At 60.6% G+C, this 22,304-nt stretch carries 23 protein-coding genes and 1 tRNA gene; 6 read left to right on the forward strand and 18 right to left on the reverse strand.

Annotated features, from left to right (window positions below; translation table 11 throughout):
- Nucleotides 1-78: 78 nt before the first annotated feature.
- Together dxs and FZZ90_RS00450 are read left to right on the forward strand one after the other, a co-directional pair.
- The gene (dxs, locus tag FZZ90_RS00445; protein ID WP_226423834.1) at nt 79-2,010 is read left to right on the forward strand and encodes a 1-deoxy-D-xylulose-5-phosphate synthase; all 1,932 of its coding nucleotides are present in this window, start codon (nt 79-81) and stop codon (nt 2,008-2,010) included.
- A gap of 13 nt (nt 2,011-2,023) precedes the next feature.
- On the forward strand, nt 2,024-3,211 hold the full coding sequence (locus tag FZZ90_RS00450) for an NAD(P)/FAD-dependent oxidoreductase (RefSeq protein ID WP_226423835.1): 1,188 nt from the start codon (nt 2,024-2,026) through the stop codon (nt 3,209-3,211).
- A gap of 51 nt (nt 3,212-3,262) precedes the next feature.
- On the opposite strand, the gene psaK is transcribed toward FZZ90_RS00450, so the two are convergent.
- From psaK to FZZ90_RS00465, 3 genes are all read right to left on the reverse strand, one after another.
- Entirely contained in the window at nt 3,263-3,520 is a 258-nt protein-coding gene (psaK, locus tag FZZ90_RS00455; protein ID WP_226411830.1) for a photosystem I reaction center subunit PsaK, read from the reverse strand.
- Nucleotides 3,521-3,588: 68 nt separating this feature from the next.
- Nucleotides 3,589-3,876 carry a DUF3593 domain-containing protein gene (locus tag FZZ90_RS00460; RefSeq protein WP_226423836.1) on the reverse strand — a complete coding sequence of 96 codons (288 nt, stop codon included), beginning with the start codon at nt 3,874-3,876 and terminating at the stop codon, nt 3,589-3,591.
- Complete coding sequence (locus FZZ90_RS00465; RefSeq protein WP_226423837.1) at nt 3,873-4,166, reverse strand: DUF2499 domain-containing protein; 294 nt, start codon at nt 4,164-4,166, stop codon at nt 3,873-3,875. The genes FZZ90_RS00460 and FZZ90_RS00465 overlap by 4 nt, the downstream gene beginning before the upstream one ends.
- A gap of 27 nt (nt 4,167-4,193) precedes the next feature.
- Here FZZ90_RS00465 and csaB point away from each other — a divergent pair, with 27 nt between their 5' ends.
- Nucleotides 4,194-5,288 (forward strand): polysaccharide pyruvyl transferase CsaB, encoded by a 1,095-nt coding sequence (gene csaB, locus FZZ90_RS00470; RefSeq protein WP_370631001.1) that lies wholly within the window; start codon nt 4,194-4,196, stop codon nt 5,286-5,288.
- On the opposite strand, the gene FZZ90_RS00475 is transcribed toward csaB, so the two are convergent.
- The 12 genes from FZZ90_RS00475 to FZZ90_RS00530 form a co-directional block, all read right to left on the reverse strand.
- Nucleotides 5,260-6,237, reverse strand: a complete 978-nt coding sequence (locus FZZ90_RS00475) for an ABC transporter ATP-binding protein (RefSeq protein ID WP_226423838.1) — start codon at nt 6,235-6,237, stop codon at nt 5,260-5,262. The genes csaB and FZZ90_RS00475 overlap by 29 nt on opposite strands.
- Nucleotides 6,234-7,049 carry a carbohydrate ABC transporter permease gene (locus FZZ90_RS00480; RefSeq protein WP_226423839.1) on the reverse strand — a complete coding sequence of 272 codons (816 nt, stop codon included), beginning with the start codon at nt 7,047-7,049 and terminating at the stop codon, nt 6,234-6,236. The genes FZZ90_RS00475 and FZZ90_RS00480 overlap by 4 nt, the downstream gene beginning before the upstream one ends.
- A gap of 26 nt (nt 7,050-7,075) precedes the next feature.
- The gene (locus FZZ90_RS00485) at nt 7,076-7,942 is read right to left on the reverse strand and encodes a carbohydrate ABC transporter permease (RefSeq protein ID WP_226423840.1); all 867 of its coding nucleotides are present in this window, start codon (nt 7,940-7,942) and stop codon (nt 7,076-7,078) included.
- A complete protein-coding gene (locus tag FZZ90_RS00490; protein ID WP_226423841.1) occupies nt 7,939-9,204 on the reverse strand; it encodes an ABC transporter substrate-binding protein in 1,266 nt (421 codons plus the stop codon). The genes FZZ90_RS00485 and FZZ90_RS00490 overlap by 4 nt, the downstream gene beginning before the upstream one ends.
- Nucleotides 9,201-10,691, reverse strand: a complete 1,491-nt coding sequence (gene ggpS / locus FZZ90_RS00495; RefSeq protein WP_226423842.1) for a glucosylglycerol-phosphate synthase — start codon at nt 10,689-10,691, stop codon at nt 9,201-9,203. The genes FZZ90_RS00490 and ggpS overlap by 4 nt, the downstream gene beginning before the upstream one ends.
- Nucleotides 10,692-10,743: 52 nt before the next feature.
- Nucleotides 10,744-11,304, reverse strand: a complete 561-nt coding sequence (locus FZZ90_RS00500; protein WP_226423843.1) for a peroxiredoxin — start codon at nt 11,302-11,304, stop codon at nt 10,744-10,746.
- A gap of 12 nt (nt 11,305-11,316) precedes the next feature.
- Nucleotides 11,317-11,553, reverse strand: a complete 237-nt coding sequence (gene rpmB, locus FZZ90_RS00505) for a 50S ribosomal protein L28 (protein WP_226423844.1) — start codon at nt 11,551-11,553, stop codon at nt 11,317-11,319.
- Nucleotides 11,554-11,632: 79 nt separating this feature from the next.
- Entirely contained in the window at nt 11,633-13,537 is a 1,905-nt protein-coding gene (gene htpG, locus FZZ90_RS00510) for a molecular chaperone HtpG (RefSeq protein WP_226423845.1), read from the reverse strand.
- A gap of 88 nt (nt 13,538-13,625) precedes the next feature.
- The gene (locus tag FZZ90_RS00515; protein ID WP_226423846.1) at nt 13,626-13,850 is read right to left on the reverse strand and encodes a ferredoxin family protein; all 225 of its coding nucleotides are present in this window, start codon (nt 13,848-13,850) and stop codon (nt 13,626-13,628) included.
- Nucleotides 13,851-13,875: 25 nt separating this feature from the next.
- On the reverse strand, nt 13,876-15,054 hold the full coding sequence (locus tag FZZ90_RS00520) for an ATP phosphoribosyltransferase regulatory subunit (RefSeq protein WP_226423847.1): 1,179 nt from the start codon (nt 15,052-15,054) through the stop codon (nt 13,876-13,878).
- A 22-nt stretch (nt 15,055-15,076) separates the two neighbouring features.
- Nucleotides 15,077-15,964, reverse strand: coding sequence for an inositol monophosphatase family protein (locus FZZ90_RS00525; protein WP_226424420.1), 888 nt, complete (start codon nt 15,962-15,964; stop codon nt 15,077-15,079).
- A gap of 2 nt (nt 15,965-15,966) precedes the next feature.
- Nucleotides 15,967-16,335 carry a 2Fe-2S iron-sulfur cluster-binding protein gene (locus FZZ90_RS00530; RefSeq protein ID WP_226423848.1) on the reverse strand — a complete coding sequence of 123 codons (369 nt, stop codon included), beginning with the start codon at nt 16,333-16,335 and terminating at the stop codon, nt 15,967-15,969.
- A 53-nt stretch (nt 16,336-16,388) separates the two neighbouring features.
- Here FZZ90_RS00530 and FZZ90_RS00535 point away from each other — a divergent pair.
- Nucleotides 16,389-16,475 (forward strand) — tRNA-Ser (locus tag FZZ90_RS00535).
- Between the two features lie 88 nt (nt 16,476-16,563).
- On the opposite strand, the gene pstB is transcribed toward FZZ90_RS00535, so the two are convergent.
- The 3 genes from pstB to pstC are packed head-to-tail and all read right to left on the reverse strand — an operon-like array spanning nt 16,564 to nt 19,272.
- On the reverse strand, nt 16,564-17,385 hold the full coding sequence (pstB, locus tag FZZ90_RS00540; protein WP_226423849.1) for a phosphate ABC transporter ATP-binding protein PstB: 822 nt from the start codon (nt 17,383-17,385) through the stop codon (nt 16,564-16,566).
- Between the two features lie 20 nt (nt 17,386-17,405).
- Nucleotides 17,406-18,323 carry a phosphate ABC transporter permease PstA gene (gene pstA / locus FZZ90_RS00545; protein WP_226423850.1) on the reverse strand — a complete coding sequence of 306 codons (918 nt, stop codon included), beginning with the start codon at nt 18,321-18,323 and terminating at the stop codon, nt 17,406-17,408.
- A 1-nt stretch (nt 18,324) separates the two neighbouring features.
- A complete protein-coding gene (pstC, locus tag FZZ90_RS00550) occupies nt 18,325-19,272 on the reverse strand; it encodes a phosphate ABC transporter permease subunit PstC (RefSeq protein WP_226423851.1) in 948 nt (315 codons plus the stop codon).
- Nucleotides 19,273-19,396: 124 nt separating this feature from the next.
- Here pstC and dnaK point away from each other — a divergent pair, with 124 nt between their 5' ends.
- Both dnaK and FZZ90_RS00560 read left to right on the forward strand, forming a co-directional pair.
- Nucleotides 19,397-21,388, forward strand: coding sequence for a molecular chaperone DnaK (gene dnaK, locus FZZ90_RS00555; RefSeq protein ID WP_226423852.1), 1,992 nt, complete (start codon nt 19,397-19,399; stop codon nt 21,386-21,388).
- Nucleotides 21,372-22,268 carry a DnaJ domain-containing protein gene (locus FZZ90_RS00560; protein WP_226423853.1) on the forward strand — a complete coding sequence of 299 codons (897 nt, stop codon included), beginning with the start codon at nt 21,372-21,374 and terminating at the stop codon, nt 22,266-22,268. The genes dnaK and FZZ90_RS00560 overlap by 17 nt, the downstream gene beginning before the upstream one ends.
- Nucleotides 22,269-22,304 lie beyond the last annotated feature (36 nt).

A 22,304-nucleotide genomic window follows, 5' to 3' on the forward strand; every position in this document is an offset into this window, starting at 1 on the left:
CACCATTCTTCCAAGGGTTCGATCCAGACAGGGGCCGGGTCGGTTCCCGTAGATTGCACGTATTGGAGTTGTCGGTGCATGCATCTCGGAGATCTGAAGCATCCGAATGAACTGCACGGACTCAGCCCGGCTCAGCTCGAGGATGTGGCTCGGCAGATTCGTGAGCGGCATCTGCAGGTGGTGTCCACCAGTGGTGGTCATCTGGGTCCTGGTTTGGGAGTTGTGGAGCTGACCCTGGCGCTATACCAGACGCTCGACCTCGACCATGACCGTGTGATCTGGGATGTCGGCCATCAGGCCTACCCCCACAAATTGATCACCGGCCGGTTCAACGAATTCGATTCCCTGCGCCAGCAGCACGGGGTCGCGGGTTATCTCAAGCGCTCGGAGAGCGACTTCGATCACTTCGGAGCTGGCCACGCCAGCACGTCCATCTCCGCGGCGCTGGGCATGGCCATGGCGCGGGACAACCGGGGTGAGTCGTTCAAATGCGTTGCCGTTATCGGTGATGGAGCCCTGACAGGCGGCATGGCTCTGGAGGCGATCAACCACGCCGGACACCTTCCCAACACGCCGTTTCTGGTGGTGCTGAACGACAACGACATGTCGATTTCCCCGCCGGTGGGTGCGCTGTCGAATGTGTTGAACCGTGCGCGGCTCAGCCCACCGATGCAGTTCCTCTCAGGGAGTGTCGAAGAAAGCGTTCGGCACCTGCCCTTCATGGGTGGTGAGATCCCTGCGGAACTCAACCGCCTCAAGGGGAGCATGCGTCGCCTCGCGGTTCCGAAGGTGGGTGCTGTCTTCGAGGAACTGGGTTTCACCTACATGGGGCCGATCGACGGCCATGACATCGGTGAAATGGTGCGCACCTTCCAGGCGGCCCACCGTGAGGGCGGCCCTGTGTTGGTGCATGTGGTCACCAAAAAGGGCAAGGGCTACCCCTACGCCGAGGCCGATCAGGTTGGCTATCACGCCCAATCGGCGTTTGATCTCGGCACCGGCAAGGCGATTCCGTCCTCGAAACCCAAGCCCCCCAGCTACAGCAAGGTGTTTGGCCAGACCCTGGTCAAGCTCTGTGAGCAGAACAGTCGGGTGATCGGCATCACCGCGGCCATGGCCACCGGTACCGGTCTTGATCTGCTTCAGAAGGCTGTTCCGGACCAGTACGTGGACGTTGGTATTGCTGAGCAACATGCCGTCACCTTGGCGGCTGGCATGGCCTGCGAGGGTTTGCGCCCTGTCGTCGCCATCTACAGCACCTTTTTGCAGCGCGCCTACGACCAGTTGATCCACGACGTTGGCATTCAGAAGCTGCCCGTCACCTTCGTGCTGGATCGTGCCGGCATCGTCGGTGCTGACGGCCCGACTCACCAGGGTCAATACGACATCAGCTACATGCGGGCCATTCCCAACTTCACGGTGATGGCGCCGAAGGATGAGGCTGAGCTGCAGCAGATGTTGGTGACCTGCCTGCATCACGACGGGCCCACGGCGCTGCGGATTCCCCGGGGCTCCGGTGAAGGCGTTCCGTTGATGGAAGAAGGTTGGGAATCGCTGCCGATCGGCCGCGGTGAACTGCTGCGGGAAGGCAACGATCTGATGATCGTGGCCTACGGCTCGATGGTGGCTCCTGCCCTAGCCACAGCAACGCTCTTGGAAGAAGCGGGGCTCTCCACCACTGTGATCAATGCTCGCTTCCTGCGGCCCCTGGATCAGGCGCTGATTCATCCCCTGGCGCGACGCATCCCCCGCGTGGTCACCATGGAAGAGGGGGCGCTCCCCGGTGGCTTTGGCGCAGCGGTTCTTGAGTCGTTGATTGATCAGGACATCAACGTGTCGATGCTGCGCATCGGTATCCCCGATCAGCTGGTCGATCACGCCACGCCGCAGCAGAGCAAGGAGGCCCTCGGCCTCACTCCTGCGCAGATGGCGGAACGCATCCTTGAGCGCTTCAGCAACACCTCTGGTGATCTGCCATCCACCGCTTCGATCAAGGCCCTCCAGGCCTAAGGCTGAGGAATCGGTGTCGGTTCTGATCGTTGGCGCGGGGCCGTCCGGTGCCCGTTTGGCGATTCAACTGGCGCGGGCGGGTGTTGAGGTCACCTTGGTGGATCGCTTGGCCGATCCCCATCGCCATGCCTATTCCAGTGGTGCTTTGCCATTGGACGCTGTTCGTCGGCTTGGTCTGCCGGATGAAGCCATTGCCGCCACCTGGCAGGGCTGGCAGCTGCACGATCCCTCGGGTCTCGTTCATCAGTGGTGGTCTGCCGGCGATCTGGGGGTGGTGCTCGACTTTGGTCGGCTTCGGTCCTGGCTCTGGGAGCAGGCGCGTCGCCATGGGGTGGAGTTGATTCAGGACTGCCGGGCTGCGCTGAGCTCGCTTTCGGCCGAAGGGGCCAGTGTCCGGTTGCAGACCCGCGATGGATGGACGTCATTACGCTCAGCTCGTTGGCTGATTGATGCCACGGGTGCACGCCGAGATCTGCTGCAGCAGGCCGGCCTCAGCCCCAATCCGGAGGATCCATTGCTGCAGGGCATCGGCGTTGAGTGGTTGCTCCAAGCCGACGACCGTCAGTCCGCTGCCTGGCGGGATCGGATCAGTTTCTTCCTGGGCACCGCCTGGATCCCCCACGGATACGGCTGGATCTTCCCGATGCAAGGGCAACGGCTGAAGGTGGGCGTCTGTCACCTTCCACCGGCGGATCGATCGACTCCCGGCAGCCTGGCTAGCCCCCTTCAGCGCTTGATTCAACGCTGTGGCTTGAGCGCCTGCCCGGTGCTGGATCGCCATGGCGGCCCCGTGTCCAGCAGCATCTCACGCACCGAACCGTTAGCGGCCGGGGCGCTGCTGGCGGTGGGGGATGCGGCCAGTTCCGCCAACCTGCTTGGGGGAGAAGGGATCCGCCATGCCATGGACAGCGCTGATCAATTGGCCGATCTGTTGATCGCTGAAGGGATTCGGGGAGATTCCACGACGATGGCCCGTCGATACCAACAGCAGCTCAAGGACCAGCGGAGTTGGCGCTGGTTGGTGTCTGGCCGGCTGGCGCGGCGCACCTGGTGGGGACTCGACAATCCAAGGGCGGATCGGCGTCTTCAACGTCTGATCCATGGGCTTTCTGTTTCAACAGAAGCCCCAGCTCTGTCTGAGCTGTTGTTCGACTACAACTTCGAGCGTTACGGCCTTCGTCTGCTGCCGTATCTGCTTTGAGCCAAGAGTTGTTTCAGGGAGGAGACTGGCTCCTCCCTCAAGTCATGTGCTTCAGAGCACGCCGCGGGCGGCCAGACCCTGGATGGCGCCGATGCCGATGATGTGGCCCAGGCTGGTGGTGCCGAGCAGGGCTGCGTGGCCCATTCCGCCGAAGAAGGAAGCGTTGGGGAGTCCAGCACCAACGTTGGGGTGCTTGATCGTGGCCTTGCCGACCATGATGGCAACCACATTGCAGAGGATCATCACCAAGGCGACCTTGGGAGACCAGGACACGGTGGCGGGAGCGATCGCGAAAAGGTGGGTCAGCATTCGAGCCAATGAGCGACACCTCATCTTCCGGTGATGGAGACGCCTTGCCTGACTCTCTTAAGAGTTGTTCACCCTTTTTTGGTGGTTGGTAACAACAGTCCGATCACCAAAACCGTATTGCTGAGGGTGAGAAAGGCTTCTGCCCCACCATGCAACCAGTCGATCTCCACCAGTTCGGCGGAGCAGCAGCGCAGGGCGGCAATGGCGGCACCAATCGTGACGGCCACAAACAGAAGGGTGAGCTGGAAGCCCCGTTCCGCCATCAGCGGAAGCGCCTCACTTTTCCTGAGCCAGTACAGAAACAGCAGATAGGGGATCAGCGAGGCCGCGAACAGCGGTGCGGGATCGAAGTTCATGGAGCGCTGACTCCGTCCACCACTCGGCGTCGTTGGAGCTGCCAAGCCGCAAAGGCCAGGGTGCAGTTGCCGATCACGGTGAACAGGGCCTGAAGGGTGACCAGGCCCCTCAACGCTTCGCTGTTGTCAAACAGATGCCAGGTGCAGGCGGCCATTGCACTGACGAGGGCCGGAAGCATGGCCCAGGCCATGCCCGGCAGCCCGCGCCGATGCATCAAGACGATCGCGACGCACCACTCGACCACGGAGGCGACGTGGATCCACCAGGTTCCGAGTGACAACGCGTGCATGCCCTGAATCCTAGGAATCGGTTGATAATGCCCGGAGTGAACAGGCTGCTGTCCGTGGTCCGCCCCACTGCGCCTGTATTGCTGCTTTGCGGCTACTACGGAGAGCACAACCTTGGCGACGACGCACTGCTTCAGGTGCTGCTGTCGTCACTTCCCCAGCCGCAGCAGCTGCTGATTACCGCCCGCGATCCGGCACCCGTTCTGGCTTTGGCTCCGTCGGCGCAGACGGTGAATCGTCGTTCCTTGCTGCTTTGTCTTCGTGCGGCCCTGCGGGCGGATGTGCTCGTACTTGGTGGCGGGAGCCTGCTGCAGGACAGCACCAGCTTCAGCAGCCTTGTTTATTACTTCCTGCTGATGGTGGTTGCCCGCCTCGGTGGCGCTGAGGTGGTTCTTTGGGGGCAGGGCCTTGGACCCTTGCAACGTCGGATCAGTCGGCTATTGGTTCGCATGGTTTTGCCCTTCTGCAAAGCAGCGAGTTGGAGGGATCAGCGCTCCTTTGATTGGGCCCAGTGCTGGGCCCCAAAGCTGCCGATGGTCCTGGCCGCCGATCCGGTCTGGCAGATGCCGGCGCGCCCTTGGCTCGGTGGAGACGCCATCGTGATCAGCTGGCGTCCAACACCTTTGCTGGATCACTTGGGCTGGCGTCGCTTGACGGAAGCTCTGGATCTGCTTAGTGCCGACTTGGCGGCGCCGGTGATCTGGCTGGCGTTCCATCACACCCAGGACGCACCGCTGCTTCAGCACCTGAGTGATCAAGGTCTGCTGCCGGCGCGATTGAAAGCGCGCAGCTCAACCCTGGTGCCCCAGTCCTTGGAGGCTGTGTCCGACTTGGTGCAGCGGGCGCGCCTCGTGCTGCCGATGCGCTTGCATGCCCTGATCCTGGCCCGACTGGCCAACAGCCCCATGGCTGCCCTCAGCTACGACCCAAAGGTGGAGGCAGCAGCGGCTATGGCCAACGTGCCTTGCACGCCATTGCGGTCCCTTCCCTCTGTCGATGATCTGTTGAGCCTTTGGCGGCCAGAAGTGGATCGTCCAGCGGATCCTGATCAGACCGAAATCTTGCGTCGCCAGGCGTCAGCGCACAGCGAGCTTCTCAATCGGATGGCAGCCGAAGGCCGCTGACGGCATCAAAGTGGTGCTCGCAAGCGCTGGGCCAACTGACGCGTGGTTCAGCCTCAATTTCTGTTTCTCCGGGGCAGACCAGCCGCAGGTCGCCGCGATCGCAGCGCACCAGCAACATTTGGTTGGCTCCGAACCATTCACGGCTGAGGATCGTGCAGGGCGAGCCATCGGGATCGAGCCGCACGTCGTCAGGTCGGATGCCCGTGATCACCCCGTCCTTGGCTGGCAGCAGGTTCATCTGCGGGCGGCCGATGAACTGGGCGACAAAGGTGCTGGCCGGTTGCAGGTACAGCTCACGGGGCGTTCCGATCTGTTCGATGCATCCCTCGCGCATCACAGCGATGCGATCTGCCAGCGCCATCGCCTCCTGTTGGTCATGGGTGACATAGACCACAGGCTGTTCACCGCCAATCATCAGACGGCGCAATTGAGGTCGCAGGTCCTCGCGCAACTGGGCATCCAGATTGCTCATCGGCTCATCGAGCAGGTAAACGAGGGGATCTCGCAACAGGGCGCGGGCCAGGGCGACGCGCTGGCGCTGTCCGCCCGATAGTTGTGAGGGCCGTTGCTGGGCCTGCCCGCTGAGCTGCAACACCTCCAGGACGCTGCGGATCCGTTCATCGCGGGCACCGGCGGTGCCGCCCCGCATTCGCAGCCCAAGTTCGAGGTTCTCCCACACATTCAGATGCGGGAACAGGGCATAGCTTTGAAACACCATCCCCACCCGGCGACGTTCAGCGGGCACGTCAACCATCTCCGCACCATTGATGCGAATCGACCCTTGATCGGGGTGATCGAGTCCGGCAATCAGACGTAAGGCCGTGCTTTTCCCACAGCCACTGGCCCCAAGCAGAGCGACGCATTCGCCATTCGCCACATCGAGACAAAGCTCGTTGAGAACCTGACGCTCGCCGAAGCGCTTGTTGATGGCCCGAAGTTGCAGTGTCATCCCTTGATGGCTCCGTTGGTGAGTCCACTGACGATCTGGCGCTGGAACACCAACACCAGGACCAAAAGAGGAATGGCACCAAGCACGGTGGCTGCCGCGTAGGTGCCGTAGGGGACCGAATAGGTCGATGATCCCGCAATTCGTGCCATCGCCACCGGCAATGTGAGCAGATCGCTGCGGCTCAGCCAGGTGAGGGCCACGGGATATTCGTTCCAGGCAAACAGGAAAACCAGGATTGCCGTGCTGGCGGAGGCCGGTGCAATCAAAGGGAGAAGCACCCAACGCAGCCGTTGCCACAACGACAGACCCTCCAGTTTTGCTGCGTCTTCGAGATCGTTGGGCAGGGCTTCAAACGCTGCCGTGAGCAGCAGCAGGGCCAGGGGCATCGACAGAGCGCTGTAGGGAATGGCGATGGCGATCAGGTTGTTGCCCAGCGCAAAGGTGCGGGCCAGTTCGAGCAGCGCTAGGAACAGAAGCACATAGGGAAACAGGGCGGCTCCCACCACGGCGGCCCTGAGGCTTCCCTTCCACCGATCCGGGAGTTTGGCCATGCCGTAGGCGGCTGGGATGGCGAGCATCAAGGTGAGCAGTGTGGTGAGGGAGGCCACAAAGCTGCTGTTGAACAGGTAACGCCAGAACGGTGGATCGGTGCTGAGCAGATCCCGGTAGTTGTTGAGCGTCCAACGGCTCCAGAAGCTCAGTTGGTCATTGACCAGGGCATCTGCGGTGGTGAAGGAACTCACCAGCTGCCACAGCATCGGACCCAGGGACCAAACCAACAGCAGTGCAATCCAGAGGGAGCGTCGTGTCATTGATCCACGTGTCATCGATTCATCCGTCATCGGTCCAGGGGCCTCAGCAGACCGGAGCTCCTCAGCAGCAATGTGCCAGCCAGGATCAGCGCGGTGAGCAGCAGAAATCCTGCGAGCATCACCGTCGCGCTGTAGCCGAAATCAAGGAAGCGCATGCCGTTGAGGTAGGCATAAAGGGCGATGCTTTCGGTGCTGCCTGCGGGACCACCACCGGTAAGCACCTGCACCAGATCGAACACCCCGAAGGCCTGGGCCAAGCGGAACAGAAGGCTCAGCAGGATGTAGGGGAGCAACAGCGGCAAGGTGACCCGGCGAAGGGCCTGAAGGGGCGTTCCCCCTTCCAGACGAAAGGCGCTGTAGAGGTCCTCGGGAATGCTCTGGAGCCCCGCCAGAAGAATCAGCGTGATGAAGGGCGTTGTTTTCCAGACATCAGCAAACACGGTCACCAGCCAGGTGATCGATGGGGTGGACAACAGATCCAGGGAGTTGAGGCCAAGGCTTCGTGCCAGCACCTCGATCGGGCCATAGGGGGTGTTGAAGATCCAGCGCCAGCCCAGGGCCATCATCGTTGTGGGCAGTGCCCAGGGCAGCAGGGTCAGGGCACGAACGGCGCCTCTGCCACGCCAGCGCTGATGCAGGAGCAGCGCAATGGCCAGGGCCAACAGCAACTCCAAACCCACGGAGATCAGGGCGAATCGCGCGGTCTGTCCGGCATCCAGCCAGAAGCGCTGATCAGCCGCCAGTCGCAACCAGTTGGCCCCGCCATTGGCCACCGGTTCAAGGCCCGTGAGAACGGAATCAGCGTGGAAGCTCAGCCAGGCGTAGCGAAGCATCGGCCAGCCGAAGACCACCGCAATCAACAGCAGCGCCGGAGCAGCCAGGAGCATGGTCATGGCGTGGCTCCCGCAGCACGCAGCAGGGTCTGACTCCGTTGCTGACTGGTGGTCATGGCCTCATCGGCGGACCCGGCATCGGTGAATAAGCCATTGAGTTCCCGCTGCACCACATCACTCAGCTGGGCGTAAAGCGGGGTTGGCGGACGAACCACCGCATGGTTCAAGGCCATCAGCAGATCCGGCAGCACGGGGGAGGCCTTCAGCATCTCCGAGTCGTTGAACAGATCCGCCTGGATGGGGGTGTAGCCGTTGTTGAGAAAGCGCGCCCGCTGGGCGGCTTCGCTGGTGAGATAGCGAATCGCTTCCACCGCTGCCTCCTGGTGCTGCGATTGCCGCATCAGGCTCAGCCCCCAGCTGCCAAGGGTGGCTCCGGGACGTTCACCCGGTTGGGCCACCATCAGGCTGATGCCGACGTTGCCTTTCACCTTGCTGTCGTCCTTCTGCAGTTCAGCCCAGGCGTAAGGCCAGTTGCGCATCAGAGCGGCATCCCCGGCTTTGAAGGCCTGAAGCGACTCTGCTTCGGCGTAATTGGTCACGGCGTAAGGGCTGACGCCTTTGCGAATCAGATTGTTCAACCATGCCGCCGCGGCCGTCGCCGCAGGCGTATCGAGCTCCATGGTGTTGGTGGTGGTGTCCATCCAGTCACCGCCGAAGCCCTGCAGCACTTCAAGAAAGTCGCAGCTCAGACCTTCGTACTGACGCCCCTGCCAGACAAAACCGTTGGCAACGGCTTGGCTTTGCACCAGCTGTCCAGCAATGTCCACCAGCGCGTCGGGCGTTGTCGGTGGCTGATCCATCAGATCCGTGCGCCAGTAGAGCAGCCCCACATCGGCCACCAGGGGCCAGCGGTAGAGATGTCCGTCGTAGTCATTGCCGAGCCGTGCCCCTTGCACAAGCTGTTCTTGATCGCCCGGATCAAACCAGGGATCCAGCGGTTCCAGCCAACCGGCGGCGGCATATTTCGGCAGCCAGGTGACATCCATCAGCAGCGCGTCGAACGGCGCATCTCCAAGAAGAAGACTGCTGATCGCCAGGTCTGAAATCGATTCCGTGTTCAACGGACCTCGAATCAATTTGAGATGAATCCGCCCGCGATGCTCGCGGTTGAAGGCCTTCACCAGATCAGCACTGGCGTCGGTGAAGGACGAGGGCATGAGGATGCTCACCTCCTCCGCTCGCAAAGCGGCTGATCCAACCAGAGCTCCCAGGGCCATCACCAGAGCCAAGGCGCCGCCTGCGAGCCAGCGGCGCATGTTCATTGCGGGGTCGAGGAGGACAGACCAGAGATCTGTTCATCAGCCCAGTCGCGAACCGTGTAGCTCTCCACGGCATCGGTCATGCGGCTCATTCGGTCGCGTTGTTCGTCTTCATCCATTTCCAGTGCCGATTCGATGGCCTCATCCATGCGGCGATTCGAATACGGGTTGGTGAGCACAGCGCCATCGAGCACAACCGAGGCTCCGGTGAATTCCGAGAGAACAAGAACGCCGCCACGGTTGCGTCGAGCAGCGGCATATTCCTTGGCTACAAGATTCAGTCCATCCCGCAGCGGTGTGATCCAGCAGACATCGGCATGGCAGAACCAGGCGATCATTTCGTCGTAGGGGATCCGGCGGGTGGAAAAGCGGATGGGGACCCAATCAATCTGGCTGAAGCGGCCATTGATTCGGCCGGCCATTTCTTCGATCGAGCGTTGGGTGTCTTCGTAGATCTTCATCCCACTGGCAGCGGCCACACAGGCCAGCATCAGCACCACCTGCCCATGCAGATCCTTGCGTCGTTCCAAGAGACGTTCAAAGGCAAGCAGCAACTCTTCGTTCCCCTTGGTGTAATCCACCCGACTGGCGGAGAGGATCAGCTTTCGGCCTTTTTTGGTGTCTTGAACGATCAATTCACCATGGCTTTCAACAGACGGGCTCCAGCACAACTCCTGGATCAGATCTGGGGAGGTGCCCACCGGAGAGCTGAGTAGCTGAACGGTGCGACCGTTGTGCTCAAGGTGACTGGTCACCGTGCCTTCCGAAAGGGCGGTGCCGACCTCAATGAATTTCTTATCCACCGGGACTTTGGGCCCACGTTTGGCGCCAACCAGGGTGATGGCGGCACGGGCAAAATTTTCTGTGTAGCGGGGAATGTGGAAGCCGACGACATCACAACAGAGCAGGCTTTCCAGAATCTGTTCTCGCCAGGGAAGGATGGCGAAAACATCATTTCCTGGAAACGGAGTGTGATGGAAAAAGGCGATTTTTAGGTCGGGACGTTCTGCTCGGATGTATCCCGGAGCCAACCAAAGGTTGTAGTCATGCACCCAAACTGTTGCGCCTTCAGCGGCTTCCGCACAAGCCGCCATGGCAAAGCACTTATTGACTTCTTCAAAGATTTTCCAATTTGCATTGTTGACATTGAAGTAAGTTGGGAATGTATGAAGAATCGGCCAGAAGCATTCTTTAGAGGTGATGTGATAAAAACTGGAAATCTGTTCATCTTCCAGGGGGATTCTGCACAGAGTAAACGGCGAAGGGTTGTCCATCTCAAACCGTTCTGTGCCCTCATTCGACTGATCGTCGACGCGTCTCCAGGCAATCCAGGTTCCTTTTTCGCAGCTGCGAAAAAGATTGCGAAGTGTCGGAATAATTCCGTTAGGGCTTTTCTGATCGACCCATATTCTTTTCCCGTTCTTGTCTTTTGATTCGTCGAACGGAGTGCGGTGGTAGAGGATTACAAACGAACTCTGACCCACAACCATTTATTTGAACAACACTTCGTTCGTTCCACCATTCAGCAAAAGGCCTTTTTTGTCAAACGGTGGCTTTGTTCTGAAAAGACGTCAACGAATCCAGCACCTCCCGGGCGTGACCGTTGGGTCGAACCGCCACCCACCGCTCACGCAAGACCCCTTCGGGATCGATCAGGAAGGTGTGGCGTAGCGAGTACGGCGCCATCCAGGACCCGTAGGCCTTGCTCACGGTTCCGTCGGGATCGGACAGCAGGGGGAAGCTCAACCCCTCGCTTTCACAGAAGGATTCATGGTCGTCAACGCTGTCAGCGCTGATGCCGATGACCTCGCCCCCGGCCTGAAGGAAGTCGGCGTGGAGGCTTTCGAAGCCCCTGGCTTCGATTGTGCATCCCCCGGTGAAATCCCTTGGATAGAAATAAACCGCCAGCCAACGGCCGCGGAGATCACGGCTGCTCCATCGCTTCCGGTCGGGTTCGGACTGGCTGGATCCGGGCAGATCAAAATGGGGAACGGTCGTTCCCGTTTCCAAAACAACACCCCCGAGGGCCGAAGCCCGCGAGGGTGAAAGGGTCAGGGCTGTAAGGAAAAGGCCGGACTTGACTAGTAATTCCCGCCGATTCACCCGTTCAAGATCTCAGATCTTGGCCAGGTTAATGCCCAGAGACTTGGCGTAGGGGCCCAGGCCTTTCTTCTGGATGGTTTTCAGAGCGCGCGTGGTGACACGCAGCTTCACCCAGCGATTGCCTTCTGCCCACCAGAGCCGACGCTGCTGCAGGTTGGCCTGCTGCAGCTTCTTGGTGCGGATGTGGGAATGGCTCACGGCCATGCCGTTGTTGGCGCGAGTACCGGTGAGCTGACACACCCGTGACATGACGATGTCCTTCTACTGAGAGGTTGTTTGGAGCTGAGAAACCAGTTCCAAACAATCAACTTAGCAAAAGGTCTTCAGCTCAAAGTCCTCTCTGCATCAGGGCACCCATCAATTCAGCGCTGCGGGTCTGGAATCCGGCCAGCTCATTGGGCTCCAGCCCCCCCACGCCCAGCCGTGCCATGTCATAGAGATGGCACGCCACATCCTCGGCCAGGCTTGCGGTTGGAGACGTTTCCGCCGCTCCCACCAGCACGCCCCCGGCACGCAACTTGAGCATCCCCTCCACAAGGGGGTGACGACGGTTCACCAGCAGAACGTGATGCTCCGGAAGACCTGGCAGGCGTTGGTCCATCAAGGCGCCCATGTCGTTCAGCCGGCGCATTTGTTCCGGCAAAAGGATCATCGCCGGCGGTGCCCCTTCGGCTTTCAGTGCCTGCACCTGAACGGTCACCTTGTCGTTGGCCAGAGCTGCCTTGATCAGGTCTCGCAGTCGGTCGGACTCCGTGGTGCCGTCTTGATCGGCGAGTTCGGCGTCGTTGTCCTTCAGGCTCTCGTCCAGTTCAGAATCGACACGTTGGAAGGTGAGTTCCTCATGGCGATGCTCCAGCCACGGGATGAATTGGGTGTCGATCACCGTCTCCAGCTTCAGCACCTCCGCGCCTTGGGAGGTCCAGAGGTTGAGTGCTCCAGCCTGGGCAACGTCATCGGTGCTGTAGAGCACGCGCTTGTTCTGATCAGCGGCCAGTCGGCTGCGGTATCCCTCCAGGGTGGTGAAGGCACGGCCATCGCAGGCGATCGGGTCAGCGTCGTTCCCTTCCCCTGCAGCAGCGGTGGTGGCGAACAGGATCAATTCCGACACTTGCTCGGCGAACTTCTCGTCTTCCATGGCGCCGATCTTCACGAAGGGTGCAAGGGCATCCCAAGCCTCGGCGTAGCCCTTGGGATCCTCCTTTTTCAGGTTCCGCAGCCGGTCGGAAACTTTCTTGGCGACGAAGTTGCCAATGGAGCGAACGCGACGGTCGGTCTGGAGAGCACTGCGGCTCACGTTCAAGGGGATGTCGGGTGAATCGATCACCCCCCTCAGGGGCAACAGGTAGCGGGGAACGACTTCCTTGATCGAATCGCTGACGAACACCTGGTTGCAGTACAGCTTGATTTCCCCCTTCTCCCAGTCGGCACGACCGGTTTGCTTGGGGAAGAAAAGAATGCCCTGAAGGTTGTAGGGATAGTCGGTGTTGAGGTGAACCCAAAGCAGGGGGTCGCCCTGGAAGGGATACAGGTAGTGGTACAGATCGATGTAGTCCTGATCACTCAGATCTCTGGCGCTTTTGCGCCAGGGGGCATCCATCTTGTTGATGGTTTCCCCTTCCAGCTGCACCGGTACTGCCATGAAGTCGCAGTAGGTGTTGATCAGGGTGCGGATCCGAGCCGGTTCGAGATATTCGAGCTCGTCCTCCATCAGATGAAGGATCACGTCTGTGCCGGGCTGCTCTTTCTCGGCGGCAGTGAGGCTGAAGTTCGGGGAACCATCACAGCTCCAGCGCACGGCTTCAGAGTCGGGCCGGGCTGAACGGGTCAGCAGCTCCACCCGCTCGGCCACCATGAAGCTGGAATAGAAGCCCAGGCCGAAGTGGCCAATGATGGCGTCGTTTTCCTGCTTGTACTTCTCCAGGAAATCCTCGGCACTGGAGAAGGCCACCTGATTGATGTAGCGCTTCACCTCATCGGCGGTCATGCCGATGCCGTTGTCGCTGATGGTGATGGTCTTGGCTTCCCGATCCACCGTGATCCGGATGGCGCCGTCGTCCCCTTCGCTGCAATCGCCAGCCATGGCGGCCATCCGCCGCTTGCTGATGGCGTCCACGCCATTGCTGACCAGTTCCCGCAGAAACACCTCATGGCCGGAGTAGACGGCCTTCTTGATGATCGGGAAAATATTTTCGGTGTGGATCTGAATCTGACCCTGTTCCTCCAGGACCGCCATTCCTTTGCTGCGAAAAACCAGACACTAGAGACAGGCTTCACCCTGGCTCAACGGCTGTTTCAGAGGGGTCTCCGTACCTTGTTCTGGCTCAGGGCGACTTCTGGAGGTCAGGACGCTCTTCGGCAACGATGGCACCTTCAACGGGACACACCTGCAGGCAAATGCCGCAATCGATGCAGGTGTCGAAATTGATCCAGTAGAAGTCGGTTCCCTTTTTGTTCTTTCCTTTGCCTTGGTCAATACAGGCCACTGGGCAGGCATCAACGCAGTCAGCGATGCCCTCGCAAACGTCAGTGACGATGGAATGAGCCATGGAGGTCCTGCTGAACAACGGGATCCTAAGGATCGAGCCAATCCAGCTCCAGATCACCCTGGGCCTTCGCCTGCTGTTCAGCCTCCTGCTTGGACGCCAATGCTTCAAGGGCCATCACTGCTGGTCGTCCCTGCTCATGCCAGCTGCGCTGGCGCTCCATGGCGGATTCCAGATTCGAGGCCGTTGAAAAAGCAACGAGAACATCGGACTGCTGTTGTTCGGCAGCATCCAAGTCCGAAATCAGTTCGCGGATCGGATCGATCGCCAGACTGAATCCAGCGCCAAAGGCCCGGTCACCCGTTGCGCCGCAACGGCGCACCAGATCGTCGTAGCGGCCGCCGCGGGCAATCACCACTGGTGAACTGCGGCCATCACAGACCAGTTGGAACACCAGGCCGGTGTACAGCTCGAAATGGGGTTGGAAGGTTGGGTCGAGCTGGATGGTCACGGCCTGCGCTTGAGCAGCCGAGGCGAGATGGACACAGAGGCGACGCAACTCGTCGAAAACCGGTTGTTCCCCGCAGATACTGGTGAGCTGCGCCAGCACCTGGTCGGGGGTGCCGCGGCATTCCATCAGGGAGAGCAGCCTGCTCTTCTCAGCGTCGGCGAGATCGAAGCTCTCGATGGCCAATCGGTCGAAATCGATCAGTGCCGTGCGGATCTGATCGCGCAGCGCGCCGCTGAACGGACGGAGCACCAGATCCATCAGGGCGGTGTGGCCCAGCAGCAGCCTCGGCTTCTGACTGGCCTGCAGCCCCAAGGTCTGAACGGAGGCCATCAACAGGCTGAGCAGTTCCATCTCCGCTTCACTGCCACTGACGCCGAACAGTTCAACGCCGCTCTGCAGGTTTTCTTCGATGCACTGTCCCCCCTCATCGGCGGAACGGGTGCGAAACACCGTCCCGGAGGCCCAGAGCCGCAGCGGTCTCTGGCGATCTGCAAATCGGGTGCAGGCGGCTCTGGCGATGGATGCAGTCATCTCAGGTCGCAGCCCGAGGGGGTCATCCGCCACCAGACGAACAATGTCTGAACTGTCGATGGCACCGCCGGCCATCAGGGTGGCCAGGCGTTCCACCCGGGGTGGCGAAACCTCGTTGTAGCCCCAGAGGCGGTAAACCGACGCCAGACGTTCCGTCAGCTGTCGGTTGGTCTCCACCTGACGTGGATTCAGATCCTTTGCGCCAGCTGCAGGTTGCAGCGCCATCTCACATCCTCACGGCCACGCCTCAGGATCCCATGGCCGTGACCTCGGGCGCACCGAAAGCGGCTCCAGGCAGTGGTTTCACTTGAGACAAACCATCGATGATCGCCGCATGCAGGCTGGCGCCAGCGGCAACGACCCGACCACTGGAGAGGTCGAAGGGTCGATGGCCATATCCGGTGACGGTTCCACCGGCCAGATCCACCAACGCCACTCCAGCTGCCAGATCCCAGGGCGATAGGCCCCGTTCCCAGTAGCCGTCCTGGCGGCCAGCAGCCACAAAGGCCAGATCCACAGCTGCAGCCCCGCCACGGCGCACGCCGTGGGTGCGATGGGTGAACCAGCAGAACTCGGCGTAGTTGTTATCGAGTCGGGTGTGCCGGTCGTAAGCGAAACCGGTCACGAGCAGGGAGTCCTCGAGCCGAGCGCAGCTGCTCACCTGTAGGCGGCTGTCGTTGCAGAACGCTCCGATCCCCGGTGCCCCCCAGTACAACTCTTTGAGAAAGGGCACAGCGATGGCCCCGAGAATCGGTCTCTGGCCCAGGGTGAGCCCGATCGAGGTGGCAAAGAAGGGATAGCCGTGGGCGAAGTTCGTTGTCCCATCGAGGGGGTCAACACACCACCTCAGGCCGTCCTGCTGTCCGGCTGCCCCGCTTTCCTCTGCCAGCACAGCAATCTCAGGGGTCTGCTCCGCCAGCAGCTTCAAGACGATGCCCTCGGCCGCAACGTCGGCATTGGTGACCAGGTCGCCGATGCGGCCTTTGCTTTCGATGGACGACAGGCGTCCGTAATGGCGCATCAGTTCTTGGCCGCCGGCATCGGCCGCTGAGCGGGCCACGGCGACAAGTCGCTCTAGATCGCCTGGGGTGAGACCGCCATCGCGGGCGGCCTGGCTGCAGATCGATTCCTGCATGCTCATTCCTCCTCGAGGGGAATGCGAGCGGTGACGCGCCCTTTGCCGAAGTGGCGTCCGAACTGGAGCTCGTACACCTCATCCTCATCCTGGGTTTCAGCTTCCAGGGGGGCGACGGCGCGGGCCACGCAGAGAAGGCCGTAGCCCTGAGCCCTCAGCTCCTGTGACAGACCCATGGCTTCGCGCTGGTCGAGGCTGCCGCTCTGCACGCGAACGGCGCACTCAGTGCAGCATCCGTTCCTACACGAGAAGGGAAGCGGGTCGCCCTGCTCTTCGAAGCTGCGCAGGATGTAGTCCCCTTCAGGGACGTCGTGGGTGATGGTGCGACCCTCCTGGCGCCAATGAATCGTGATCCTGTGGCTGGGACGCATGAAGGTCAGCTGGCAGTGCCCTGCTACATTCTCACCTGCCCCATTTAGCCGGTGGAGAGCTGGCCGAGTGGTCGAAGGCGCAGCACTGGAAATGCTGTATAGGGGCAACTCTATCGAGGGTTCGAATCCCTCGCTCTCCGCTTCTCCGGTCCTTCAGGACCGGATTTTTTTTGCCCATTTGAGGTCTGTACGTCAACCATGGTCTTGGCCGGGGTGAATGACAGACGATCAGCCGAAACGACCAGCGACGTAGTCCTGGGTGGCCTGCTGTTGGGGGGCGTTGAAAATCTTGTCTGTGTCGTTGAATTCCACGAGGTAACCCACCTTTCCGGTTCCGCCTTCAACCGCCTCTGCGTTGTAGAAGGCGGTCATGTCGCTGACGCGAACGGCCTGCTGCATGTTGTGGGTCACGATCACGATGGTGAAGCTCTTCTTGAGCTCATGCATCGTCTCCTCGATCTTCAACGTTGAGATGGGATCGAGGGCTGAACAGGGCTCATCCATGAGGATGACCTCCGGCTGAATCGCAATCGTGCGGGCGATGCAGAGGCGCTGCTGCTGTCCGCCGGACAGCGAATACCCGCTCTCATTCAGCTTGTCTTTGCACTCATCCCAAACCGCCGCCTGGCGGAGGGAACGCTCAACAAGTTCATCCATGTCTCCCGTGTAGCCGTTGATGCGAGCACCGAAGGCGATGTTCTCGTAGATGCTCTTCGGGAATGGGTTGGGTTGTTGGAACACCATCCCAATTCGGCGGCGCACTTCCACGGGATCAATCCTGGGCCCATAAAGGTCAACGCCCCCAAACAGAATGCTTCCCTTCAGTGAGCAGCCTTCGATCAGATCATTCATCCGATTCAATGAACGAAGCACCGTTGACTTTCCACAGCCGGATGGTCCGATGAAGGCTGTCACCTTGCCTCGGGGAATCTCGCAATAGACGTTTTTGACAGCTTCGAAATTGCCGTAGCTGATCGTGACGTTCTGCAGGGCAAGGGCGATGTCTGTGTTGTAGGACTCGGTGGCTTGGGGCTGTTGAAGAGTCGTCATTGTTTTAAGTAAGAAGCGGTTTATTTGGCAGCAAATCGCGCCAGCCAGCGAGAGAAGAGGTTCAGGGCCAGGATCATCACCACGAGCACAAACGATGCGGCCCAAGCCAGCTCGTTGTGAAATTCGTAGGGCATGATCGCGAAGTTGTAGATCATCACCGAGAGGGTCGCGATTGGAGCGAAGATCCCTTCCGGCGTGAGCAGATCCGACCAGAACGGTGAGAACAGAGCGGTGAAGATCAAAGGAGCTGTTTCCCCTGCTGCTCGGGCGATGCCAAGCACAACCCCTGTGGCAATCGGGGTTATTGCTGCAGGGAGGGTGATTCGAACAACGGTGACAAACCGGGATGCCCCCACGCCGAGGGCACCACGCCGGAGATCGTCGGGCACCAGCTTCAGGCCTTCATCAGTGGTTTTGATCACTGTGGGAAGCATCAGCACCGCCAGTGCCATGCCTCCGGCCGCGGCGCTGTAAGCGTTCCCGAACAGAATTCGACTGGTGACGATCGTGCCGTAAATGAAAACGCCAGCAATGATCGATGGCACCCCGGCCAGCACATTGGTGCCGAAGCGGATGAACTGAGCGAACCATCCCGAATGGGAGTATTCCGCCAGAAAAACGCCGCCACCGACGCCCACCGGAACGGCGATCAGTGCAGCGATGGCCGTCACCACCAGCGTTCCAACGATTGCATTGGCGATGCCACCGTCTTCGAGGCCTGGTGGAGGAGGGAGTTGCGTCAGCAGGGCCAGGCTGATCTTGCCCCCCCCCTGCACGAGCACGTAACCCAGCACAAGGATCAGGGGTAGGACAGCAATCGTGGCAAACAGGGCTGCCAGAAACGAGAGTGCCCTGCTGCTGATGTTTCTGCGTTGAAGGGGTTTGTAGCTGAGGTCAGATGCTGACTCGGCTTGGTTGTGGGTGAGTGTCTGTGTCATGTCAGTACTTCAGGCTCAAACGCTTCACGATCCACTGGGCAAAAATATTCACGCACAGGGTGAGAACAATCAGCACGAACGCTGCGTACATCAGTGATGACACCTGTGAGCCATCCGCCTCACCAAATTGATTGGCCAACATCGCCGCGATGGTGTTGCCGGGGGCCAGCAGCGACACGCTGAAGTTGTTGGAATTGCCGATGATCATCGTCACGGCCATGGTCTCGCCCATGGCGCGGCCCAAGGCCAACATCACACCACCAATGATTCCGGAAATCGCTGCCGGGAGAATCACATTGATGATGGCTCCCCAGCGGGTTGTGCCCACCCCATAGGCCGCCTGGCGGAGTTGCGGTGGAACCTGATTCAGGCAATCACGGGAAATCGCCGTGATGATCGGCAGGATCATCACCACCAGGATCAACACCGCAGGAATGGTGCCAGGACCCATCGGCGGAGTGCTGAACAGGGGGAACCAATTGAACAGCTGATAGAGAAGTTCAAGCCCAGGCCTGATGAACGGTTCCATCACAAAAATGGCCCAGAGGCCAAGCACCACCGATGGAATCGCCGCGAGCAGTTCCACCATCAGGCCGATCACGTCCCTGATCTGCTTGGGGATGATGTTTTCGGTGATGAAAATGGCTGTGCCAACCCCGAGGGGGACCGCGATTAACAACGCCAGCAGTGATGTGATCAAGGTGCCGTAGATCGCAGCCCCGGCCCCGTACTGATCGTCCACCGGATTCCAGTCCGAGGTGACCAGAAATTGCCAGCCATAGCGAGCCATGGAATCCAGGCTCCCCTGGAAAACCACAACAAAAATGGAAAAGAGAACGATCGCCACGGCGGAAGCCATGGCGATGGCGAGGTTTTTGAAACTGTTGTCCACCAACTTTTCCGCAGGTGGACGGCTTCGGAGCAAGTAACGACTGTCCGGGTCGGACATGCAGCCAATGGCGCGCCCCTACAACGTATGACCCGAACCGCTGGAGGTCATTAAGAACGGCTTAAGCGGGGGACTGGAGCCGGTTTGGACCTGCCGTTAGCGTGGGGATCAAGTTTTCAGGGATATGGGGCGGATCGTCGGAATCGATCTGGGGACCACCAATTCGGTTGTCGCTGTGCTGGAGGCAGGTCGTCCCCATGTGATCGCCAATGCCGAGGGCGGACGAACCACCCCTTCCGTTGTCGGATACACCAAAGATCAGGAACTGCTGGTGGGGCAACTGGCCCGGCGCCAGCTGGTGCTCAGCCCCCGCAACACCTTTTCCAACCTGAAGCGGTTCGTTGGTCGTGACTGGGACGAACTGGAGGACAGCAGCTTGTCTGTGCCTTACACAGTGCGTGCCAATGACCAGGGACAGGTCCGGGTGCCCTGCCCGGTGACCGAGCGGGAGTACGCCCCTGAAGAACTGGTGGCCAGCATCATTCGCAAGCTTGTCGATGATGCGTCCACCTACCTGGGTGAACCGGTGGAAGCCGCGGTGGTCACCGTCCCCGCCTATTTCAATGATGCGCAGCGACAAGCCACTCGCGACGCCGGACGCTTGGCCGGGATTTCGGTGGAGCGCATCCTCAATGAGCCCACGGCGGCTGCCCTGGCCTATGGATTTGATCGCAGCGCCGTCAAGCGGGTGCTCGTCTTCGACCTGGGTGGAGGCACTTTTGATGTGTCATTGCTGCGCATTGCCAACGGGGTTTTTGACGTCAAGGCGACCAACGGCGACACCCAACTCGGCGGTAACGACTTTGATCAGCGCATCGTCAACTGGCTCGCCGATGCTTTTGAAGCAGAGCACAAGGTTGATCTGCGGCGCGATCGTCAGGCGTTGCAGCGGTTGACGGAAGCCGCTGAAAAAGCGAAGCAGGAACTCTCCGGCGTGCTGAGCACCCCAATTTCGCTGCCGTTTATTGCCACCGGCAGCGAGGGTCCGCTGCACATCGAAACCCGCTTGGATCGCGCCACCTTCGAAGGGCTCTGCCCCGATCTGCTGGATCGTCTGCTGAGTCCGGTTCAAGCGGCCCTGCGCGACTCCGGCTGGGCGGCCGACGACATCGATGACGTCGTGCTGGTGGGTGGCGCCACGCGGATGCCGATGGTGCAGCAATTGGTGCGCACCCTGGTGCCGATCGATCCCTGCCAATCGGTGAATCCCGATGAGGTGGTGGCGATCGGTGCTGCCGTTCAGGCGGGGATCCTCACGGGCGAACTCAGGGATCTGTTGCTGAACGACGTCACCCCGCTGTCGCTCGGACTGGAGACGATCGGTGGACTGATGAAGGTGCTGATCCCTCGCAACACCCCGATTCCGGTTCGCCAGTCCGATGTGTTCAGCACTTCGGAAGCCAATCAGTCGTCCGTGGAAATTCATGTCTGGCAAGGGGAGCGCCAGATGGCGACGGACAACAAATCCCTCGGTCGTTTCCGTCTCTCCGGCATACCACCGGCCCCGCGGGGGGTGCCCCAGGTGCAGGTGGCCTTTGATATCGATGCCAATGGCCTGCTGCAGGTCAGTGCCACCGACCGCACCACGGGCCGCAAGCAGTCTGTGTCGATCCAGGGCGGCTCGAACCTCAATGAGGAGGATGTGACCGCTCTGTTGGCGGAAGCCGAAGCCAGGGCTGATGAGGACAGGCGCAAACGCAACCAGATCGAGCGCCGCAACAGGGCTCAGACCTTGCTTGCCCAGGCGGAACGGCGGCTGCGGGATGCCTCACTCGAGCTGGGGCCCTATGGAGCTGAACGTCAGCAACGGGCCGTTGAAATGGCCATGCGTGACGTGCAGGATTGCCTCGCCAACGATGACCTTCAGGAGCTTGATCTCTGCGTGAGTGGTCTGGAGGAGGCGTTGTTCGGGTTGAACCGTCGTCTGTCGGCGGAACGTCAGGCCGATGGCAGTCCGCTTCAGGGCATTCGCAACACCCTGGGCTCGCTCAAAGATGAGCTGTTTGCTGATGACTGGGACGACGACCCCTGGGGTCCTCCCAGCCGTCCGGGTGAACGTGGCCGTGGTCTGAGCCGTCGTGACCCTGCACCTTGGGACGATGACATCTACCGCTGAGCCTGATTACTGGTCTCTGCTGGGGGTCGATTCCGACTGCACGGATCAGCAACTCAAACGGGCCTTTCGCCGGGAAGCACGCCGCTGGCATCCCGATCTCAACAGCAATGATCCCGTTGCTGAGGAGCGCTTCAAGTTGGTCAATGAGGCCTATGCGGTGCTCAGCGATCCCCGCCGGCGCCAGGCCTGGCAGCAGGGGGGTGGATCCAGGGCGGATGTCGCCGATCCTTTTGCCCAGGGCTTCCCTGATTTTGAGGACTACCTCGATGTGATCTTCGGCGGCGGATCAGGTCGATCGGCCGCTCAGGTTGAGGAAGAGCCCGATCCACCCTTCCGAAGTCCAGTGTCGGCACCGCCGCCACCGCCGCCGGTGCGTGCTGTGGAAGATCTCGAGTCAGTGGTTCATCTCACCCCGGATCAGGCGCTCCAGGGAACCATGGTGGAACTGACGCTCGATGACGGCACGATGATCGAGCTGAATACACCTCCCTTGGCAGGAGATGGCTGGCGTTTGCGGCTTGAAGGCGTTGCCCCCGGTGGCCGTGATCATTTCCTGCAGCTTCGGGTTGTGACTGACGATGGGCTGCGGATTGACGGTCTGCGGGTGTTGTACAAGCTGATGCTGTTCCCGCCGGATGCGGCACTGGGCTGCGCTGTGGATGTGCCGACCCTGGATGGACCCGTGACGCTGCAGGTGCCTCCAGGCTCATCCAGTGGACGTTTGCTGCGGCTGCGGGGGCGCGGGCTGCAGCTGGATGACGAGCGCGGGGACCAGCTGGTGGAGATTGTTGTGGTGATCCCCTCTGATCTGGGGGATGCGGAACGGGCCCTGTACCGGCGGCTTCAGGAACTGGCGAGCGAATCTGAGCAGGGTGGTTGACGATGGGTGAGACTCCGGTCCGGTTGATCTGACAGT

It is taken from the genome of Synechococcus sp. MU1617 (assembly GCF_020514235.1).
Classification (GTDB): Bacteria; Cyanobacteriota; Cyanobacteriia; order PCC-6307; family Cyanobiaceae; genus Parasynechococcus.

Excerpts from the sequence above, each read along its gene's own strand:
- dxs (WP_226423834.1), top strand. The coding sequence starts at position 79 with ATGCATCTCGGAGATCTGAAGCATCCGAATGAACTGCACGGACTCAGC.
- psaK (WP_226411830.1), bottom strand. The coding sequence starts at position 3,520 with ATGCTGACCCACCTTTTCGCGATCGCTCCCGCCACCGTGTCCTGGTCT.
- FZZ90_RS00460 (WP_226423836.1), bottom strand. The coding sequence starts at position 3,876 with ATGAACTTCGATCCCGCACCGCTGTTCGCGGCCTCGCTGATCCCCTAT.
- FZZ90_RS00465 (WP_226423837.1), bottom strand. The coding sequence starts at position 4,166 with ATGCACGCGTTGTCACTCGGAACCTGGTGGATCCACGTCGCCTCCGTG.
- csaB (WP_370631001.1), top strand. The coding sequence starts at position 4,194 with ATGCCCGGAGTGAACAGGCTGCTGTCCGTGGTCCGCCCCACTGCGCCT.
- FZZ90_RS00475 (WP_226423838.1), bottom strand. The coding sequence starts at position 6,237 with ATGACACTGCAACTTCGGGCCATCAACAAGCGCTTCGGCGAGCGTCAG.
- FZZ90_RS00480 (WP_226423839.1), bottom strand. The coding sequence starts at position 7,049 with ATGACACGACGCTCCCTCTGGATTGCACTGCTGTTGGTTTGGTCCCTG.
- FZZ90_RS00485 (WP_226423840.1), bottom strand. The coding sequence starts at position 7,942 with ATGACCATGCTCCTGGCTGCTCCGGCGCTGCTGTTGATTGCGGTGGTC.
- FZZ90_RS00490 (WP_226423841.1), bottom strand. The coding sequence starts at position 9,204 with ATGAACATGCGCCGCTGGCTCGCAGGCGGCGCCTTGGCTCTGGTGATG.
- ggpS (WP_226423842.1), bottom strand. The coding sequence starts at position 10,691 with ATGGTTGTGGGTCAGAGTTCGTTTGTAATCCTCTACCACCGCACTCCG.
- rpmB (WP_226423844.1), bottom strand. The coding sequence starts at position 11,553 with ATGTCACGGGTGTGTCAGCTCACCGGTACTCGCGCCAACAACGGCATG.
- htpG (WP_226423845.1), bottom strand. The coding sequence starts at position 13,537 with ATGGCGGTCCTGGAGGAACAGGGTCAGATTCAGATCCACACCGAAAAT.
- FZZ90_RS00515 (WP_226423846.1), bottom strand. The coding sequence starts at position 13,850 with ATGGCTCATTCCATCGTCACTGACGTTTGCGAGGGCATCGCTGACTGC.
- FZZ90_RS00520 (WP_226423847.1), bottom strand. The coding sequence starts at position 15,054 with ATGGCGCTGCAACCTGCAGCTGGCGCAAAGGATCTGAATCCACGTCAG.
- FZZ90_RS00525 (WP_226424420.1), bottom strand. The coding sequence starts at position 15,964 with ATGCAGGAATCGATCTGCAGCCAGGCCGCCCGCGATGGCGGTCTCACC.
- FZZ90_RS00530 (WP_226423848.1), bottom strand. The coding sequence starts at position 16,335 with ATGCGTCCCAGCCACAGGATCACGATTCATTGGCGCCAGGAGGGTCGC.
- pstB (WP_226423849.1), bottom strand. The coding sequence starts at position 17,385 with ATGACGACTCTTCAACAGCCCCAAGCCACCGAGTCCTACAACACAGAC.
- pstA (WP_226423850.1), bottom strand. The coding sequence starts at position 18,323 with ATGACACAGACACTCACCCACAACCAAGCCGAGTCAGCATCTGACCTC.
- pstC (WP_226423851.1), bottom strand. The coding sequence starts at position 19,272 with ATGTCCGACCCGGACAGTCGTTACTTGCTCCGAAGCCGTCCACCTGCG.
- dnaK (WP_226423852.1), top strand. The coding sequence starts at position 19,397 with ATGGGGCGGATCGTCGGAATCGATCTGGGGACCACCAATTCGGTTGTC.
- FZZ90_RS00560 (WP_226423853.1), top strand. The coding sequence starts at position 21,372 with ATGACATCTACCGCTGAGCCTGATTACTGGTCTCTGCTGGGGGTCGAT.